Here is a 16,072-nt window from a genome sequence, read left to right as displayed (position 1 = left end):
GTTGCGGATACGCACAGCGTGGCAGGCAAGGGCTGTGACGGTCCGCCAGTGGACCCTCACGGGTTTGTGCCGCTCAATCGTGGACTCCTCTAGAGTCAGGCTCCTCACCTTTACGCTCCGCGCCATGGCCGACTTTCTTCCTCGCTTCTATCGACTCGCCGTCCGCGTGGACGCGCACTATGACGCGCTGAGCCGCAAGCTTCGCCAGAAGCTGGGAATCGCGCCGCCGCTGCGCATCCTTCCCTACCGGGGCTACGGCACGCCCGAGCGCGCCGTCATCAAGGCCCGCGTGTTGGAGGACCGGCACGTGCGCCCGCCGCAGGAGCGCTACACGCTGGTGGGCAGTGCGGTGGCCTCCTACAAGCGCTACATGACGCGCGAGGTGCCGGGTGCACACGTCGCGGTGCGCTGGGGTGACAAGCGCTGGGAGGGCACCACCGACGAGGAGGGCTTCCTGGAGCTGTGGGTGCCTCCGCCGGACGGGGTGCGCTCGGGCTGGCACATGGTGGAGCTGGAGCTGCTGTCGCCGGACGCGGAGGGCGTGTCCCGCGTGGCCGCGCCGGTGCGGATGGCCGGGCCCGGCGCGGAGTTCGGCGTCATCAGCGACATCGACGACACCGTCATCGTCACCGGCGTCACCGACCTGCTGAAGCGGGCCTGGGCGCTCTTCCTGACCGAGCACCGCGTGCGGCTGCCCTTTCCGGGCGTGGACGCTTTCTACGCCGCGCTCCAGCACGGCCGGGGCACGAACGCGGACAACCCCATCTTCTACGTGTCCAGCAGCCCGTGGAACCTCTACGAGCACCTGGACGAGTTCCTCTCCCTGCACAAAATCCCCACCGGTCCGCTGCTGCTGCGCGACTGGGGCCTGTCCAGCCAAGGCTTCGCGCCCGGCGGGGGCCATGGGCACAAACTGGAGAAGATTCGCGCGGTGCTCGGCACGCTGTCGCACCTGCCCTTCATCCTCATTGGCGACAGTGGCCAGGAGGACGCGGAGCACTACCGCACCATCGTCCGTGAGTTTCCCGGGCGCATCCTCTGCGTCTACATCCGCAACGTGCCCGGGCATCAGCGCCGGGCCGAGGAGCTGGCGCTCATCGCCGAGGACATCCGCGCCGCGGGCAGCCAGATGCTCGCGGTGGATGACACCACCGAGGCCGCCCGTCACGCCGCGCGCGAGGGGTGGATTCAGTGGCGCGAGGTGCGCGAGGTGGAGGCCCACCGCCGCGAGGACGCCGCGCGCTGAGGCTCCCGGCGCCCACCGAGGTGCAGGTGCTGTCAGGGCAGCGGACGGCCGCCCTGGAACTGGGCCATGCGCTGGGCGCGCTCCATCATCTCGCCCTGGGCCCAGCGCTTCTCGTCACCGGCGCGCGGTAGCCGGCGGCGCCATCCGCCATCCGCCGTCAGCTCCCAGGCGGACGTGGTGTCTGCCATGCAGCGCTCCAGCGAGTCTTTCACCTGGGCGGCCAGGCTGGCGTCCTCCACCGGCGCGAGGATTTCCACGCGGTGGTCCAGGTTGCGCGGCATCAAGTCCGCCGAGCCGATGAAGCAACGCAGCTCCGGGCCGCGCTCGAAGATGTAGATGCGCGAGTGCTCCAGGAAGCGGCCCAGCACGGACACCACGCGGATGTTCTCCGACACGCCGGGAACGCCCGGGCGCAGGCAGCAGATGCCGCGCACGTTCAGCTCCACCTTCACGCCCGCGCGGGACGCCTCGTAGAGGGCGTGGATGATGCCGGGGTCCACCAGCGCGTTCATCTTCATCTGGATGCGCGCGGGGCGCTCGGCTGTGTGCGCGGCGACGGTGCGCTTGATTTCCGCCAGCAGGCCCTGGCGCATGGTGAGCGGGGCCACCAGCAGCTTGCGGAAGCTCTTCGGCCGGCCAAAACCGGTGAGGTAGTTGAAGACGTCCGCCACGTCCGCGCCAATGTCCGGGTCCGTGGTGAACAGGCCCATGTCCGTGTAGAGGCGCGCCGTCTTCGGGTTGTAGTTGCCCGTGCCGATGTGCACGTAGTGCCGCACCTTGTCGCCCTCGCGCCGGACGATGAGGATGGCCTTCGCGTGCGTCTTCAGGGACGGAATCCCGTAGACGACGTGCACGCCCGCCTCTTCCAGCGCGTTGGCCCAGCGGATGTTGGTGCGCTCGTCGAAGCGGGCCTTCAGCTCCACCATGCACACCGCCTGCTTGCCGCGCTCGGTGGCGGTAATCAGCGCGGGCACCAGGGGCGAGCTGTCCGACGTGCGGTACACCGTCTGCTTGATGGCCAGCACGTCCGGGTCGGCCACGGCCTCGGTGACGAAGCGCTCCACGGAGGTGGCGAAGGACTCATAGGGGTGGTGGACCAGCAGGTCCCCCCGGCGCATGGACGACATCACCGTGCCGCCATCCGGCGCGTCCGCGTCCGTGCGCAGGCGGGCCTGGGTGACAGGGACCCACGGCGGGTCCTTCAGCTCCGGGAAGCCCGGGGCGAAGGCGATGGACTGCAAATCGTTGAGGCCCACCAGGCCGTGCTCCTCGTAGACCTGACGCGCCTCCAGGCCCATGGCCTCCACCAGCGGCTCGAGCAGCTTGGGGCTCATGCCGGCCTGGACTTCCATGCGGATGACGTCGCCGAAGCGGCGCTCGCGCAGCTCCGTCTCCACGGCCTTGAGCAGGTCCTCCGCGTCCTCGGACACGGTGAAGTCCGCGTCGCGGGTGACGCGGAAGGTGCCCCAGCTCAGCACCTCCATGCCGGGGAACAAGTCCCCCAGGTGCTGGGCGATGATTTCCTCCAAGGGGACGAAGACGTTGCCCTTGAGGGGCAGGAAGCGCGGCAGCAGCTCCTTGGGCACCTTCACCCGGGCCACGCTCTCCTCGTCCGCGTCCGGGTCTCTCAGCAGCACCGCCAGGCTGAGCGACAGGTTGGAGATGTAGGGAAAGTGCCGTCCCAGGCCGATGGCCAGCGGGGTGAGGACGGGGAAAATCTGCTCCTTGAAGCGCTGGTCCACCTGGGCGCGCTGCTCGGCGTCCAGATTCCTGGCGGAGAGGATGCGCAGGCCCTTTTCGGCCAGGGCGGGGCGGAGCACCTTCTCGAAGGCGTCGCCGTGCCGGCGCGTCTGCTTGAGGATGCCGTCGTGCAGCTTGTCCAGGGTGTCGCTGGGAGAGGCTCCGTCGGGAACCAGGCGCGCCACGCCGCCGCGAATCTGCTCGTGCAGACGGGCGACGCGAATCATGAAGAACTCGTCCAGGTTGCGCGCGTAGATGGCGATGAACTTCAGCCGCTCCAGCAGCGGAATCTCCGGAGACTCGGCGAGCTGGAGGACGCGGTCATTGAAGGCCATCCAGGACAGCTCTCGGTTGAAGAAGAGCTCCGTGTCCTTCGACTCCGCGCCGGCCGGGAGCACGTCCCGGTTGGAGGGCTTCTGGGTGACGCCGCGACCGCCGCCGCCGCGTTTCGGCATGGTGACTTGACTCCTCGTTGACTCCCTTGGAGGGGATGTAGCAGGCCGCCCCCCTGTTCATTGTAAACTCGCGTGTTACCTGGGAGAGGGAGCCGTCAGGCGATGTAAGCGCTCCCAGGTGGGCGGGCAGGGAGAAAGGGCGGGAGGCGTGGACTTTGTTGCATCCGCGATATGAGGACTGCATGTCAGGCGACGTGAGCGCGACGGAGACGACCCCCAAGGCGGACGCGGCCAGCGGCCTCTTCACGGCCTTCCAGAAGGACAGGAAGGTGCCTCGGGGACGGTGGGCGGGCGCCCTGCTGATGGCCCTGATACCGGTGGTGCTGGGCGTGGGCTTCTGGACCCTCGCCAAGGGTGAGGAGAAGACGTTCCGCATCGTCACGCCCCAAGGCTTCAAGTCCATGCGGGGTGGGATGACGACGGAGCAGGTGCGCGCCGTGCTCGGACGGCCCATCACCCTGGAGCGGGACACCAACGGGGCGGAGTGCTACCGCTACGGGCAGCCCAACTTCGTCAACCCGCAGTTCCTCATCTATTCGGTCTGCTACGAGGACGGGAAGCTGCGGGACGTGAAGACGCACCAGTACTCCGCCTGGAACGTGGACCCCGCCACGGGGACGTTCGCGGCGCCGGGCGAGGAGCCCGCGGACGCGGCGCCCGTGCCCGCGCAGGAAGGCTGAGCAGGGCCTTTCATGCCGAAACGATGATGGAACCATGCGTGGCTGCCCGCGAGTCGCGGGTGCCAGCCTCCCTCCGTTCAATGAAACGGAGGTCGCACCATGCGGCGGTTCTCTCGGGGGCTCGCGGTTCTCCTGGCGGTAGCGGGGCTTTCTTCCGCAGCGGCGTCTGACGACGTCGTCGGGTACGAGGCGCCCAGCGAGGAGGCCTTGCGCTGCCTCAGTGAGGACCTGCCCGTGACGGTGAAGGTCGACTATGTCCTCACGGGTTGTTGGGTGTTCACCCAAAGCACCTTCTACCTGAAGGTGACGCAAAGCGGCGCGGAGGTCTCTGGCCGAGGGGACGACTGGGAAGACCCGGTCAAACTCAGTCCGAGGAAGCTGTCGCGGGCCGAAGGTGAGCGCATCCTCCAGGATTTGACGAGTGTGATGCTTCGTCGTGAGTCCGAGTCGGCCTCAGGTCATGCGCCGACCCGTTACGTGACCACGGTCGAGTGGGTCTGTGGTGGTGTCAGGGGGACGAAGCGCGGCACGGTGGCGTTCACGGCACCCGCCTACGACTTGTATTCCACGGATGAGGAAGAGGGAGACACCTCCGCGCGCGCCGTTGGCGTCCGTGACGTCGTGGTGAAGGCGCTCCGGCAGGCGCATCGCTGACACGCTGGGAATCCAACGCATGAGCGCGGGCGTGCTCCATCGAGGCACTTCGCCACAAGGGTTGCCTTTCGTTACTGGCAGTTGGAATCCGCATCGTTGTCCGCGCCATCCGCGCACCGGCCCGTCTCCGTGGCGGCGTCCTCGCTGATGTGGAGCGTGTACCGGATGGGCGTGTCCTGGTCGGGATTCGCCATGCCGTCCACCACCACCAGCACCGTCTGGCCCTGCGCCAGTGTCACCTTCACGGCGGGCGAGCCTTGGGGACTCCCGTTCGCGTTGGAGGCGCAACCCAACTCCGTGCCCCGGCAACCCGTGAGCACGTAGAGCGCGTTGCCCCACTCGCTCGGTGCCGTGTCGAAGACGTAGGTGCCCGCCCGCGGCGCCGTCCACAGGTGCGCGCGGTCCTGCTGGAGCAGCGCGCCGCAGGTCCCCTGGAAGCCGTCACCGGAACCCGCCGTCTCTCCGTGGAACGTCACCGGCAGCGCGCTGCCCAAGTCATGGTGCGCGCAGCCACGGCCGCTGCAGCCCGGCGCGTCGTGGCAGTCCGTGTCCGCGCAGTCCACCCAGCGGTCCCCATCATTGTCCATGCCGTCGAAGCAGGAGCCCGCCTCGCTGGCCCGCAGCTCATCGATGTGCAGCTCGAAGTACCCCGCGCTGAACCGGTCCAGGCTCGCCGAGTCCACGACCACCAGCACCGTCTGTCCCTGCACCAGCGGCACCGAAACACGCGCGCCGCCGCCGTAGCTGATGCCGTCCTTCGCGCACGCCAGCTCCGCGCCCCCGCAGCCGCCGCTGCGCACGGAGACGAGCGAGCGGGTGGCCGACTTCGCCGTGTCGAAGGTGAAGAGCGCGCTCTTGGGCGCCGTCCACAGGAAGCCCCGGTCCGGCGCGCCGCTCCCTCCGCACGAGGACTGATGGTCATCCCCCGCGTGCGCGGTGGAGCCCTTCACCATCACCGGCAACACGCTGCCCAGGTTCCGGTCCACGCACACGGACGCGCTCGCCGCGCAGACGTTGGGAACGCCCGTCGCTCCGCAGGACTCGGGCGCCGTGCAGGTGCCACACTCCAGGAACCCGCCACACCCGTTCGGCACGGTGCCGCAATCCTTGCCCAGCAGGCCGCAGGTGTAGGGGCGGCAGGAAGGCGCCGCGCACACGTTGGGCGTGCCGCCACCTCCACACGTCTCGCCATTCGCGCATGCCCCGCACTGGAGCGCGCCGCCGCACCCGTCCGGCACGGTGCCGCAGTCCTTGCCCAGCGACTCGCAGGTGGCCGGTGTGCAGAGGGGATGGCCACAGACGTGGTCCACGCCGCCCCCGCCGCATGTCTCGCCCGCCGGGCAGAGGCCACAGTGAAGGAGTCGGCCGCAGCCATCGGGCACGGTGCCGCAGTTCTTCCCCTGGGACTCGCAGGTGAGCGGGGTGCACACGCCGCCGCCGCACACGTTGGGCTCGGCGCCGCCGCACGTCTGGCCGTCCGCGCAGACGCCGCAGTCGAGCATGTCGCCGCACCCGTCCGCCACCGGCCCGCAGTTCTTCCCCAGCGTCTCACACGTCCCCGGCGTACACGGCGAGTTGCCGCAGACATTGGGCACGCCGTCGCCGCCACACGTCAGGCCGCCTGCGCAGGCCCCACAGTCGAGCATGCCGCCGCAGCCGTCGGACACCGGCCCGCAGTCCTTCCCCAGCACGTCGCAGGTGGCCCGCTTGCAGATGCCGTGGCCACACACATTGGGCGCGCCGCCGCCCCCGCACGTCAGTCCGTCCGCGCAGACGCCACAGTCGAGCATGCCGCCACAGCCGTCCGGGACGGCGCCGCAGTCGCGCGCCAGCGACTCACAGGTGTCCGGCGTGCAGGTGGGCTCGCCGCATACGTTGGGTGTGCCCCCGCCGCCGCAGGACTCGGGCGCCGTGCAGGTGCCGCAGTCGAGCACGTCTTCACAGCCATCCGAGACTGGTCCGCAATCCTTCCCCAGGGCCTCACAGGTGGTGGGCTCGCAGGGCGCCGGTCCGCACACGTTGTGCCGGCCACCCCCTCCGCACACCTCACCGGGGCCACAGGCGCCGCAGCCGAGCGTGCCGCCGCAGCCGTCAATGGCGATGCCGCAGTCCATGCCCTGGGAGGCGCACGTCATGGGCTCGCAGGCGGACACCGGCCGGCGGGTGTCCGCGTCCTCGTACGGTTGCGTCTGGCTGCACGCCACCCACAGCACCAGCCCACACGCCCAGAACCACGCTCCCCGCCGCCCCGCTCCGCGCATGCGCTCCCGTCCCGCCCAGGCCACCACCCGCGCCCAACCTGGGGCTGGGCTGCGCGCGTGCCCAGCCAGGGTGTAATGCGGGGTTGGACGGTGCACACACCGCGACGCGCGGGCACGGGCGCCGTCTGCTCGGGCGCCTGGTTTCCAACGTTCGCGTCACCCGGCGAGCCCCCTGGATTCAGGGTGCGGAGCGCTTCACCCTGCCCGAGGGCATGGGCGGTGGACCGTCTGGGGAGGAGGGGAGGTGGCACGTCCGTGGACGTTCGCGCAGCGCGCGGGCGCCGGCTTCATCATCTCGTTGGTGGTGGCGCTCGTGCTGGCGGGAACGTCCGTGGTGGCGCTGCTCTCCGTGCGGGCCAATCACAAGGCGCGCATCCTGGAGCTGTCCCGGGACGTGCTGGACATCAAACAACTGGAGCGGACCTTCAACGACAAGGTCGTCAGTGGCCGGGGCTTCGCTTTGTCGGGAGATACCTTCTTCGCCCAGGACATGTCCGTCGCGCGCGAGCGCTTCATCGCCACCTACGAAGCCCTGAAGCGCCGGCTCACCCAGGAGCCCCTGGCCACTCAATTGGAGGCCGTCTCCCACGCGGAGCTGGAGCACGAGGAGGCCATGCAGGCGCTCATCATGGAGCGCGAGGACGGCGTGCCCCGCCAGCGGCTGGAGCAGATTTTCGACGGCCACGTGGCGGACACGCGCCGCCGTGTCATGGACAGCCTCCGGATGCTCCACCAGCAGACGGAGACCCGGCTGTCCGAGGGCATTCATGAGAGCCTGGCCACGGACCGCAGCGCGCTTGGGCTGTCCCTGCTCGCGGGGAGCCTGGGCCTCGCGGGCGCCACGATGCTGGCGTGGACGCTGACGCGCAAGCTGCGGCCCATCCAACAGGAGGCCGAGGCCAGCGCCGAGCGCTTTCAGCTCCTCGTGGAGGGGGTGCGCGACTACGCCTTGTTCCTGCTGGATGCGCGGGGCCGGGTGGAGAGCTGGAACCCGGGCGCGGAGCGCATCATGGGCTACCGGGAGGCGGAAATCCTGGGCCAGCCCTCCAGCGTCTTCTACCCGCCGGATGCGGTTGCGGCGGGGATTCCGGACAAGGACCTGGTGCGGGCCCGGAAGGATGGGCGGCTGCACACGGAGGGCTGGCGAGTGAGGAAGGACGGCTCGCGCTATCTGGCGGACGTCAACGTCACCGTGCTCCAGGACGCGCGCGGGCTGCCGCGCGGCTTCGCCAAGGTGACGCGCGACATCACCGAGCGGCGCCGGGCCGAGCGCACGCAGCAACTGCTGGCGGAGGCGGGAGGCCTCTTCCACCAGTTCCAGGACCCAGACCAGACGGTGGCCGAGCTGACGCGCATCATGGTGCCGGAGGTGGCGGACGCCTGCCTGCTCTACCTGCTGTCGGCCAGTGGTGACCTCTGGCCTCGCGCGGTGGCGCACGCGATGCCGGAGAAGGAGGCGTGGCTATGGGACGCGGCGCGGCGCTTTCCGCCGCCACCAGAGTCTCCATGGGGCATCTGGCAGGTGATGCGCACGGGGCGCTCCGAGCTCAAGAGCGACGTGTCTCCGGAGACCCTGGCCCGGGGGCTGGTGGGCCCCGAGCACCTCTCGTTGATGGAGAAGGTGGGCGTGCGCTCCTACCTCGGCGTGCCGCTGCGGGTGGGGCGGCAGACTCGCGGGGTGTTTGTGCTGCTGACGTCCGCGCCGGAGCGCCGGCTGACGGTGACGGACCAGGTCTTCGTGGAGGAGGTGGCGGGACGTGCCGCGCTCGCGCTGGACAACGCCCGGCTCTGGAGCGAGGCGCAGGACGCGGTGGAGCTCATCGGCGTGGCCGCGCACGACTTGGGCAATCCGTTGAACACGCTGCAGTTGCTCCTGCGAAGGCTTCAGCGGATGGAACTCGCGGAGGAGCAGAAGGCGCGCGACGGGCTGGCGGCGGCGCTGAAGCAGACGCAGCGGCTGGGGCAGCTGCTGCACAACTTGCTGGACCTGTCGCGGCTGTCATCGGGAAAGCTGATGCTGGACGTGGCGCCGGTGGACCTGTCGGACCTGGTGCACGAGGTGGTGGAGCGCTTCGCCGAACAGGCTGCGGAGGCGGGCTGCAAGCTGGAGTTCGGCGCGGAATTGGGGCTGGTGGGCCGGTGGGACCGGCTGCGGTTGGACCGGGTGGTGACGAACCTCTTGTCCAACGCGCTGAAGTTCGGGAGGGGGCGGCCGGTGGAGGTCCGGGTGGAGCACGCGGGCGTGGCGCGGGCGCGGCTGTGCGTGAGAGACCACGGCGTGGGCATTGCCCCGGAGGCGCAGCGGCGCATCTTCGAGCGCTTCGAAAGAGAGCCCTCCGGCGGCCAGCATGCGGGCTTCGGGCTCGGGCTCTACATCGTCCGGCAGTTGGTGGAGGCGCACGGCGGCACCATCCGCGTGGAGAGTGCCCCCAGCGAGGGCGCCACCTTCATCGTGGAGTTGCCGCTGATGCTGCTGGGCTCGGAGCTGCGTGAGCCACCCGATATTCCCCTGCACTCGTGAGCCCGCCCGTCACGCGTGCAGCGGCGGCCGGGTGTCCACGAAGGTCCGCAGGGGCGACCGCTCAGGCGCTTTCTCCTGCTCCTCCAGCAGCTCGAACTCCAGCGAGTCATGCGCGCAGAACACCGTGACGTCCCGTCCGTGCCGATGCACCAGCTCGCGCAGCCTGCGCATGTTGTGCCAGCGCAGATAGCCATCCGTCTGATTCAGTTTCTGGGCGATGCGCAGGCCCAGGGTGCACTGGTACCGGTCCGGGGCCATCTCCCCATGGTAGAAGTACGCGTCTCCGGCGTGCAGCAGCCAACCGCTTCCATTCTGGATGGCGACGCCAGCGTGGCCCAGGGTGTGGCCCGGCAGCGGCACCAGCAGGATTTCCGGCGGCAGGCCCGTCAAATCCCTCACGCACTCGAAGCCGAACCAGCGCTCACCGTCCCCCAGGGAGGGATACGTCACCCACTGCGTCTCCGGAGGCCACTGCTGTGGCCGGTAGCGTCTCCGGTCCCTCGCCGTCGCCTGGGCCAGGGCCTGCTGGTACTCATCCCACAAGAGATGGATCTTCGCGTGAGGGAAGTCGCTCAGGCCGCCAGCGTGGTCGCAGTCCAGGTGGGTGAGGACGATGTCGCGCACGTCCTCGGCATGGAAGCCCATGCGCTCAATCTGTCGGATGGCCGTGGGGCCCTCGTTGAGCCGGGGCCGGATTCCCTTGAGGAGCAGCGGGTGCAGCCGCGCCCGGGGGTGCTTCACGTCCTCCAGGCCGAAGCCGGTGTCCACCAGGATGAGTCCCTGCCGGCCTTCCACCAGGAGGCAGTGACACGTCAGCGCCGCGGGCCCCGTGAAGCCCTTTCGCCCGTCCACCAGCCGGCCGCCCGGCGGGCACATGGTGGTGCAGTTCAGGTGGTGGATGCGCATCGCTTCCGCTCCTCGGCAGGGAGCCGCTCGGGCGGCCCGGGTCCGGAGCTAAAGGTGCGCCGCGCGACGCCACGGAGGAATCCGCGCGAGCGGGGTGGCGGGAGGCCCGCCCGCCCGGCGGGGGTGCCTGGACGTCCGCTTCAGAGCTGCTGCAGATGCTCGGCCGTCCGCTCCTCGCGGACGTTGCCGGTGTTGAGCGTGGTGGCGGGCTCGAAGAGCAGGACGTGGACCTCCTCCTCCGCCACGGGCCGGTGCTCCACGCCGCGAGGAATGATGATGAACTCGCCTGGGCCCACGTCCACCGTGCGCTCGCGCAGCTCCATGCGCAGCTGGCCGTGGAGCACGAGGAACAGCTCATCCTCGGCGTCGTGCTGGTGCCAGACGAAGGGGCCGTGGAGCCGGGCCAGCCGGACGTGTTGGCCGTTCAGCTCGCCCACCACCTTCGGGGACCAGTGCTCGGAGAAGAGGGCCAGCTTCTGCGCGAGGTTGACCTTGTCCACCTCGGGGGCCGGCGTCTCCAGGGCGTCGCGTGCGGGCGGGGTGCCCGTGCCTTCCAAGGCACGGGCAGTGTCGGCGTGTCGGCGGGAGTCCCAGCGCGGACGACGTCCGGCGAGGACCGTGGGGCTGCGATGAGGCGCGCTCATGCGGGTGTCATCTCCTTCCGCGGCGCCGCTGCATTGGCTTGCGCCATGAGTTCGTCGTCGGAGTGTCTGTCTTCTGCGGAGGATAATCCCGCCTGTCAGCGCGCGGGAGTGGCCGCGAGGTCGACTACCCGACGGATGACGTGAAACATCGCGCCCGCGTGTCACGAAGGCGTCTGTCTCAAGCTCAGTCCGGGAAGAACATCGGGTCGCGCGTGGTGATGAATGAGGAGATGGCGCTGGCCACTTCCGCCGGAAGCCCGGTGAACTGTACACCCACGCCTGGCATCAGCTCCGGCGTGCGGGAATTGGCCTCGCGCACCCAGCGCACCACGCCCGTCACCTTCATGGGCCGGCCGCCCGGCAGCGTGAAGTCCAGCTCCACCTGCGTGCCGCGCGGCACCGCGTCCACGGTGGCGATGAAGACGCCGCCCTCGCTGAGGTCCAGTGAGAAACCCGTGAAGAAGTTGGAGTCGCTGCGCATGTCGATGGACGTGTGCATCCGCACCCGTCCGTTGCGCCGCGCGTCGTTCTCCGGCGGGGTGGCGGGCCGGGCCGCGGCTGCCGGGAGAGGTGCGTGCCCCTGGGCCCTCGCCGCGGCGGCCGCCCGCGCCAGCTCGGCCTGGCGGGCCTTGGCGGCTTCGTGTTGTGCCCGCGACGCGGCTTCCTGGCGGGCCTTGGCCGCCTCGGCCTGACGCTTGAGCACCGCTTCCGCCTCGGTCACCGCGCGGGCCACCTGCGCGGCCTGCTCCTGGTGGGCTCGCAGCAGTGACTGCATCTCCGAACCTGCTTGCCGCCGAGCCAGGAGCGCGGCTTGACGGGCCTCCAGTGCCCGGATGCGCGGCGCCTCCACGTCCAGCGCGGGCGCCACGGCCAACTGCAACCGGGAGGCCTGTTCCCCCAACATGGGGTCGGCACCGGGGGCCTGGTGGGCCCGCGTCAGCGCCTGCCGCGTCTGCTCCAGCCGGGTGGCCAGCGCGGACGCCTCCGCCGTGGCCTGGGCGAGTTGTTCATGGAGCCGGCCCTCCAGCGTGGACAGCTCGCTCTCGGCGCGAGCCAGCTCCGCTTCACGGGAAGCAGCTGGGGGCATGCGGGCAGCAGGGGACGGCGAGCTCATGGGCGAAAGACTCCAGGGGCGCCCACTGTAGCGTCCCCCGGACGGCCCCACGAGCCCTACGCGCCGAGCCGGAAATGACCCGGGGCCGCCCGCCTCCCAGGGATTGGCGGCAGGCAGACGGCCATGCGCCTCCCGGGCCGCCTCAGTCCGCGCCCTTGATGCAGGCCACCGGCTTGAGCCGGTAGGCCACCCGGGCCAGCCCCGCCATCTCCACCGTCTCCAGGACGTCGTCCAGGTTCTTGTAGCAGGGGCCGGACTCGTCCAGCGGCGTCTGGCGGGTATTGAGGAGGATGCCCGCCTCGGCCATGCGCTTGTCGGTGACGTCCTGCTTCAGCACGCGCCGCGCCTCGCCGCGCGACATGCGGCGGCCAGAGCCGTGGTTCACCGAATAGATGGACTTCTGTGCGCCCGGCTCGGCGAAGAGGATGGCGCTGCCCGTCTCCATGGAGCCCGGGATGAGGATGGGGTGGCCCGTCTTCTCCCAGGGCGTGCCCTTCAGCGCGGGGTGTCCTCCGGGGAACGCGCGCGTGGCGCCCTTTCGGGCGACGAACTTCCCCGCCTCCTTCTGGATGAGGTTGTGGGAGATTTCGTAATACACGCTGGCCGTGCCGCCGAAGACGTCCTCCAGCGCCGCGCACACCGCCTCACCGATGATGAGCCGGTTGGCCACCGCGAAGTTGGCCGCCATGTTGTGGAGGTTCCAGTAGTCGCGGCCCAGCGGGCTCTCCGCGTCCAGCCAGACATGGTCCTCGCTGCGGCTCTTGAGGCCCAGCTGCGCGGCGCCCTCCACGAAGAAGTGCTTGGCGATGTTCCACCCGAAGCCGCGGCTGCCGGTGTGCAGCATCACCCACACGCGGCCGTCCTGGTCCACCTGCATCTCGGTGAAGTGGTTGCCGCCGCCCAGGCTGCCCAGTTGCTCACGCTTGCCGAAGGCGCGCTCGGGGATGTCTACCCGATCATCCTCGACGGGGATGTAGTCGCGCTCGGTGACGGACGAACCCCGGCCCAGGGCCTTGGCGCCGTGGCGCACCACGTCCGCGAAGGTGCGGTCCGTCACCCTGCGCTGCTTCTGCACGCGGCTGGCGCCCACGCCCACGGCGATGCGCTTCGTCACCTCTTCAATCCAGCGGCGGCGCTTCGTGGCGTCGGCGACGTCCTCGGCGGTGAGCGTCGTCTGCAACTGCACCATCCCGCAGCCGATGTCGTAGCCGGCGGCGGTGGGCAGGAGGATGCCGTCCGTTTCCACCACCGTGCCAATGGGGACGCCGTAGCCCAGGTGACAGTCGGGTGTGACAGCCACGCGGGTGACCCCGGGGAAGGATGCCGCATTCACCACCTGGTCAAAGACAGAGTCCTCCAGTCCAGGTTGCTCGGGGCCCTCCCCCCACAGCAACTTGTCGGACAGGAACAGGTCCGCATCGACCTTCATGCTCTTGGTCTTCGCCAGGACGTAATGGCCCTCTGAGACCTTCTCCAGCCGCTGCTTCCAACTCATGACTCTTATTCCCCAGATGGGATGAACACGCGGCAGCGACGGGAGCGTCCAGGGAAGCTGACGCCAGGAGCCGAAACCCGAAAACAGGAGCAGAGGATGCTGGGGGCACAGGCGGGAAGGCGAGCGAATTCGGAGCCGCACGCGGCCGCGGCCGGGACGTGCCCGGCCGGGCGAAAGTCAGCCCGAGAGCGGACGGCGAGGCTCCGAACGCCCCGGGACTTGTCACGTCCGGATTCCATTCCCATCCATTCCGCAGCATCCAGGTAGGGGGTGGGCGATGGGTTTCCTTGGTGGGATTTTCCTGGCGGTGGCGTTGCAGGCGGGACCCGTGGAGAAGGAGCAGGCACAGACACCGGTGGAGGTGGCAGCCCCGGTGTTCAATCCCTCCGCGTGCGCGAAGAAACGGGTGGACCCCTGTGGGTGTCACCATGTGTATGGCATCCGGCACTGCCACCCGAATCGGAAGGGTGACCACTGCGAGGCGCCGGTGAAGGCGGAGGTCGAGGCCCCGCGCAAGAGCCGGGACGCCTCGAAGAAGGCGGACACGCAGGCCCGGACGCGCGAGCCCGAGAAGATGCAGCTCGACCCAAGCAAGTCCGTGTCCATGTAGGCCCCAGGCGCGCGGGCGATTCGCGGAGGAACGCGGAGACCTCGCGCGCCAGCAATTCAGGCGCGGTGACGTGGGCCACGTGGCCCTGTCCGGGCAGGATGCCCAGGTGGGCGTGGCCCAGCGTCCGCGCGAGCGCCGCGTCCGGTCCTTCGTGTGCGAGCACAGGGGGGAGCGGGGAGCCTTGTGGCGGGTGTGGCCGCCCGCGCGCCCCACGCCGCCCAAGTTAAAGGCCCTTGGCGACTTCCTGGCGCGGTTGCTCGCCGAGCCGTCGTGCTGGCCGGGTGGAAACGGGGGGAGGGAACGGGGTAACAAGGCGGGTGAGCCGTGCCGTTCCAGGCACGCGCGGTGCCGAGGTGCGCATGCGAACGCAGCAGAGCCGCTCGCTCGTCTTCCTCCAGCAGCTCGGCTCCGGGACACGCGAGGGCTACGAGGCCCTGTCCGGACTGGAGGACACGCTGGTCGCGCTCTGCGCCGCGGCGCGGCAGGCCTGGCCGGGCGTGACGCTGGCGGAGGAAGACTTCCTACGCCACCTTGCTTCGTGCCTGCCACGGGACGAGGACCCCTCACGGGTGCTGGCCTCCGTGCATGCCGCGGACCTCTATCTGGCGTGCGCCTGTGTGCGGGGGAACGCCGCGGCGCATGTCGCGCTGGAGCGCCACGTTCTTCCCAAGGCGGCGGCGTCCTTGGCTCGGATGCGGGACACGGGTGTGGACCCCTCCGAGGTGGTTCAACACCTGCGCGAGCGGCTGCTCGTCCCAGAAGGTGACCGGCCCGCACGCATGGCGGAATACCTGGGCAGTGGTCCGCTCGCGGCTTGGTTGCGCGCGGCAGCGGTGCGCACCGCCCTCAACCTCCAGCGCTCGGAGCGCCGGAGGGCCCACGCCGAAGAGGAGGCGGAGGCGCTCCCGCTGCCAACCCATGCGGGCATGGCGGACGTCGAGTTGGACTACCTGCGCAAGAACCACCGCGAGCATTTCCAGGCGGCGCTCTCCGAGGCACTGAATGCCCTGCCCACGCGGGAGCGCACCGTGCTGCGCTTGCACGTGGTGGAGGGGCTGAGCCTGGAGCGCATCGGCACCATGTACCAGACGCACAAGTCCACCGTGTCGCGCTGGGTGGCCCGTGCCCGGGAAGCGGCGCTGGAGGGCACACGTCAGCGGCTGGCGGAGCGGCTTCGGCTCACCTCCGGCGAACTGCACAGCCTGATGCGGGTGGTACAGGGAGAGCTGGACCTGAGCCTGCCGTCCCTGCTGAGCAGCCCTGGGGCTTCCTGAGGGTCCGCGGACTTTTTTCGCGGCCGCGTGCAACGCTCCGACCTGGCCGGTGTCATCCGGGTGAAGGTGGAACAACCCCCTCTTGGAGGACACACACCATGCATCACAGAATGGGCCTTGCCCTGGTTGCGCTGGCGTTGATGGGAGCGCCTGCGCTGGCGGAGGAGTCGAAGCCGGCCCCGTCTTCTGGGGCCTCGGCCACCACCGAGGAAACGGTGGTCGTGAAGAAGGGCAGCCATCGCGACCTTCAAATTCCGGGAATGGTCCGCATCGCGATTGACGAACCGGAGATTGCGGACATCAAGGCGCTCGGCAAAGGGGTGCTGCGCATCATCGGTAAGCAGGCCGGTGAGACAGCGCTGCTCGTGTGGGTGGGGCCCGAGAACAAGCGCAGCAGCTACCGCATCGTCGTCACCGATTGATGCAGGGCATCGGTGGCCATGGTGCCGCCATGTGGCATGAATGGAAGCCG

13 protein-coding genes are annotated in these 16,072 nt (G+C 69.8%); 7 read left to right on the top strand and 6 right to left on the bottom strand.

The genetic code is table 11. From position 1 onward, the window contains the following. Positions 1-124: 124 nt before the first annotated feature. Positions 125-1,246 carry an App1 family protein gene (locus FMQ63_RS09595; protein ID WP_026113910.1) on the top strand — a complete coding sequence of 374 codons (1,122 nt, stop codon included), beginning with the start codon at positions 125-127 and terminating at the stop codon, positions 1,244-1,246. A 32-nt stretch (positions 1,247-1,278) separates the two neighbouring features. Here the strand turns inward: FMQ63_RS09595 and ppk1 are convergent, their stop codons facing one another. After that, complete coding sequence (gene ppk1, locus FMQ63_RS09590) at positions 1,279-3,441, bottom strand: polyphosphate kinase 1 (protein WP_011550205.1); 2,163 nt, start codon at positions 3,439-3,441, stop codon at positions 1,279-1,281. A 182-nt stretch (positions 3,442-3,623) separates the two neighbouring features. Between ppk1 and FMQ63_RS09585 the strand changes: the two genes are divergently transcribed. Together FMQ63_RS09585 and FMQ63_RS09580 are read left to right on the top strand one after the other, a co-directional pair. After that, positions 3,624-4,121, top strand: a complete 498-nt coding sequence (locus FMQ63_RS09585; RefSeq protein WP_225909670.1) for an outer membrane protein assembly factor BamE — start codon at positions 3,624-3,626, stop codon at positions 4,119-4,121. 99 nt (positions 4,122-4,220) lie between these two features. Continuing rightward, the gene (locus FMQ63_RS09580; protein ID WP_011550207.1) at positions 4,221-4,775 is read left to right on the top strand and encodes a hypothetical protein; all 555 of its coding nucleotides are present in this window, start codon (positions 4,221-4,223) and stop codon (positions 4,773-4,775) included. Positions 4,776-4,846: 71 nt separating this feature from the next. Here FMQ63_RS09580 and FMQ63_RS09575 read toward each other — a convergent pair whose 3' ends face one another. Then, the gene (locus tag FMQ63_RS09575) at positions 4,847-7,036 is read right to left on the bottom strand and encodes a hypothetical protein (protein WP_011550208.1); all 2,190 of its coding nucleotides are present in this window, start codon (positions 7,034-7,036) and stop codon (positions 4,847-4,849) included. Between the two features lie 244 nt (positions 7,037-7,280). Here FMQ63_RS09575 and FMQ63_RS09570 point away from each other — a divergent pair, with 244 nt between their 5' ends. Next, positions 7,281-9,557 (top strand): ATP-binding protein, encoded by a 2,277-nt coding sequence (locus FMQ63_RS09570; RefSeq protein ID WP_011550209.1) that lies wholly within the window; start codon positions 7,281-7,283, stop codon positions 9,555-9,557. A gap of 9 nt (positions 9,558-9,566) precedes the next feature. Here FMQ63_RS09570 and FMQ63_RS09565 read toward each other — a convergent pair whose 3' ends face one another. The 4 genes from FMQ63_RS09565 to FMQ63_RS09550 form a co-directional block, all read right to left on the bottom strand. Then, positions 9,567-10,463, bottom strand: a complete 897-nt coding sequence (locus tag FMQ63_RS09565; protein WP_011550210.1) for an MBL fold metallo-hydrolase — start codon at positions 10,461-10,463, stop codon at positions 9,567-9,569. A 140-nt stretch (positions 10,464-10,603) separates the two neighbouring features. Beyond that, positions 10,604-11,107 carry a cupin domain-containing protein gene (locus FMQ63_RS09560; RefSeq protein WP_020477949.1) on the bottom strand — a complete coding sequence of 168 codons (504 nt, stop codon included), beginning with the start codon at positions 11,105-11,107 and terminating at the stop codon, positions 10,604-10,606. Positions 11,108-11,291: 184 nt separating this feature from the next. Continuing rightward, entirely contained in the window at positions 11,292-12,221 is a 930-nt protein-coding gene (locus FMQ63_RS09555; protein WP_171452259.1) for a TIGR02266 family protein, read from the bottom strand. A gap of 142 nt (positions 12,222-12,363) precedes the next feature. Further along, complete coding sequence (locus tag FMQ63_RS09550; RefSeq protein WP_011550213.1) at positions 12,364-13,716, bottom strand: RtcB family protein; 1,353 nt, start codon at positions 13,714-13,716, stop codon at positions 12,364-12,366. A 277-nt stretch (positions 13,717-13,993) separates the two neighbouring features. Between FMQ63_RS09550 and FMQ63_RS09545 the strand changes: the two genes are divergently transcribed. The 3 genes from FMQ63_RS09545 (at position 13,994) to FMQ63_RS37355 (ending at position 16,022) form a co-directional block, all read left to right on the top strand. Beyond that, entirely contained in the window at positions 13,994-14,326 is a 333-nt protein-coding gene (locus tag FMQ63_RS09545) for a hypothetical protein (protein ID WP_020477948.1), read from the top strand. Between the two features lie 359 nt (positions 14,327-14,685). After that, entirely contained in the window at positions 14,686-15,600 is a 915-nt protein-coding gene (locus tag FMQ63_RS09540) for a sigma-70 family RNA polymerase sigma factor (protein ID WP_216608880.1), read from the top strand. 110 nt (positions 15,601-15,710) lie between these two features. Further along, complete coding sequence (locus FMQ63_RS37355; protein ID WP_026113911.1) at positions 15,711-16,022, top strand: pilus assembly protein N-terminal domain-containing protein; 312 nt, start codon at positions 15,711-15,713, stop codon at positions 16,020-16,022. The last annotated feature ends 50 nt before the right edge of the window (positions 16,023-16,072 follow it).

The sequence above is a fragment of the Myxococcus sp. CA005 genome, from assembly GCF_006518205.1.
Lineage (GTDB): Bacteria > Myxococcota > Myxococcia > Myxococcales > Myxococcaceae > Myxococcus > Myxococcus xanthus.
Note: the sequence above shows the minus strand (reverse complement) of the source record. Positions and strands in the feature narration are given on the sequence as shown.

What these genes read in the sequence shown, in the direction of transcription:
- FMQ63_RS09595 (WP_026113910.1), top strand. Translation starts at nt 125, where the DNA reads ATGGCCGACTTTCTTCCTCGCTTCTATCGACTCGCCGTCCGCGTGGAC.
- ppk1 (WP_011550205.1), bottom strand. Translation starts at nt 3,441, where the DNA reads ATGCCGAAACGCGGCGGCGGCGGTCGCGGCGTCACCCAGAAGCCCTCC.
- FMQ63_RS09585 (WP_225909670.1), top strand. Translation starts at nt 3,624, where the DNA reads ATGTCAGGCGACGTGAGCGCGACGGAGACGACCCCCAAGGCGGACGCG.
- FMQ63_RS09580 (WP_011550207.1), top strand. Translation starts at nt 4,221, where the DNA reads ATGCGGCGGTTCTCTCGGGGGCTCGCGGTTCTCCTGGCGGTAGCGGGG.
- FMQ63_RS09575 (WP_011550208.1), bottom strand. Translation starts at nt 7,036, where the DNA reads ATGCGCGGAGCGGGGCGGCGGGGAGCGTGGTTCTGGGCGTGTGGGCTG.
- FMQ63_RS09565 (WP_011550210.1), bottom strand. Translation starts at nt 10,463, where the DNA reads ATGCGCATCCACCACCTGAACTGCACCACCATGTGCCCGCCGGGCGGC.
- FMQ63_RS09560 (WP_020477949.1), bottom strand. Translation starts at nt 11,107, where the DNA reads ATGAGCGCGCCTCATCGCAGCCCCACGGTCCTCGCCGGACGTCGTCCG.
- FMQ63_RS09555 (WP_171452259.1), bottom strand. Translation starts at nt 12,221, where the DNA reads ATGAGCTCGCCGTCCCCTGCTGCCCGCATGCCCCCAGCTGCTTCCCGT.
- FMQ63_RS09550 (WP_011550213.1), bottom strand. Translation starts at nt 13,716, where the DNA reads ATGAGTTGGAAGCAGCGGCTGGAGAAGGTCTCAGAGGGCCATTACGTC.
- FMQ63_RS09545 (WP_020477948.1), top strand. Translation starts at nt 13,994, where the DNA reads ATGGGTTTCCTTGGTGGGATTTTCCTGGCGGTGGCGTTGCAGGCGGGA.
- FMQ63_RS09540 (WP_216608880.1), top strand. Translation starts at nt 14,686, where the DNA reads ATGCGAACGCAGCAGAGCCGCTCGCTCGTCTTCCTCCAGCAGCTCGGC.
- FMQ63_RS37355 (WP_026113911.1), top strand. Translation starts at nt 15,711, where the DNA reads ATGGGCCTTGCCCTGGTTGCGCTGGCGTTGATGGGAGCGCCTGCGCTG.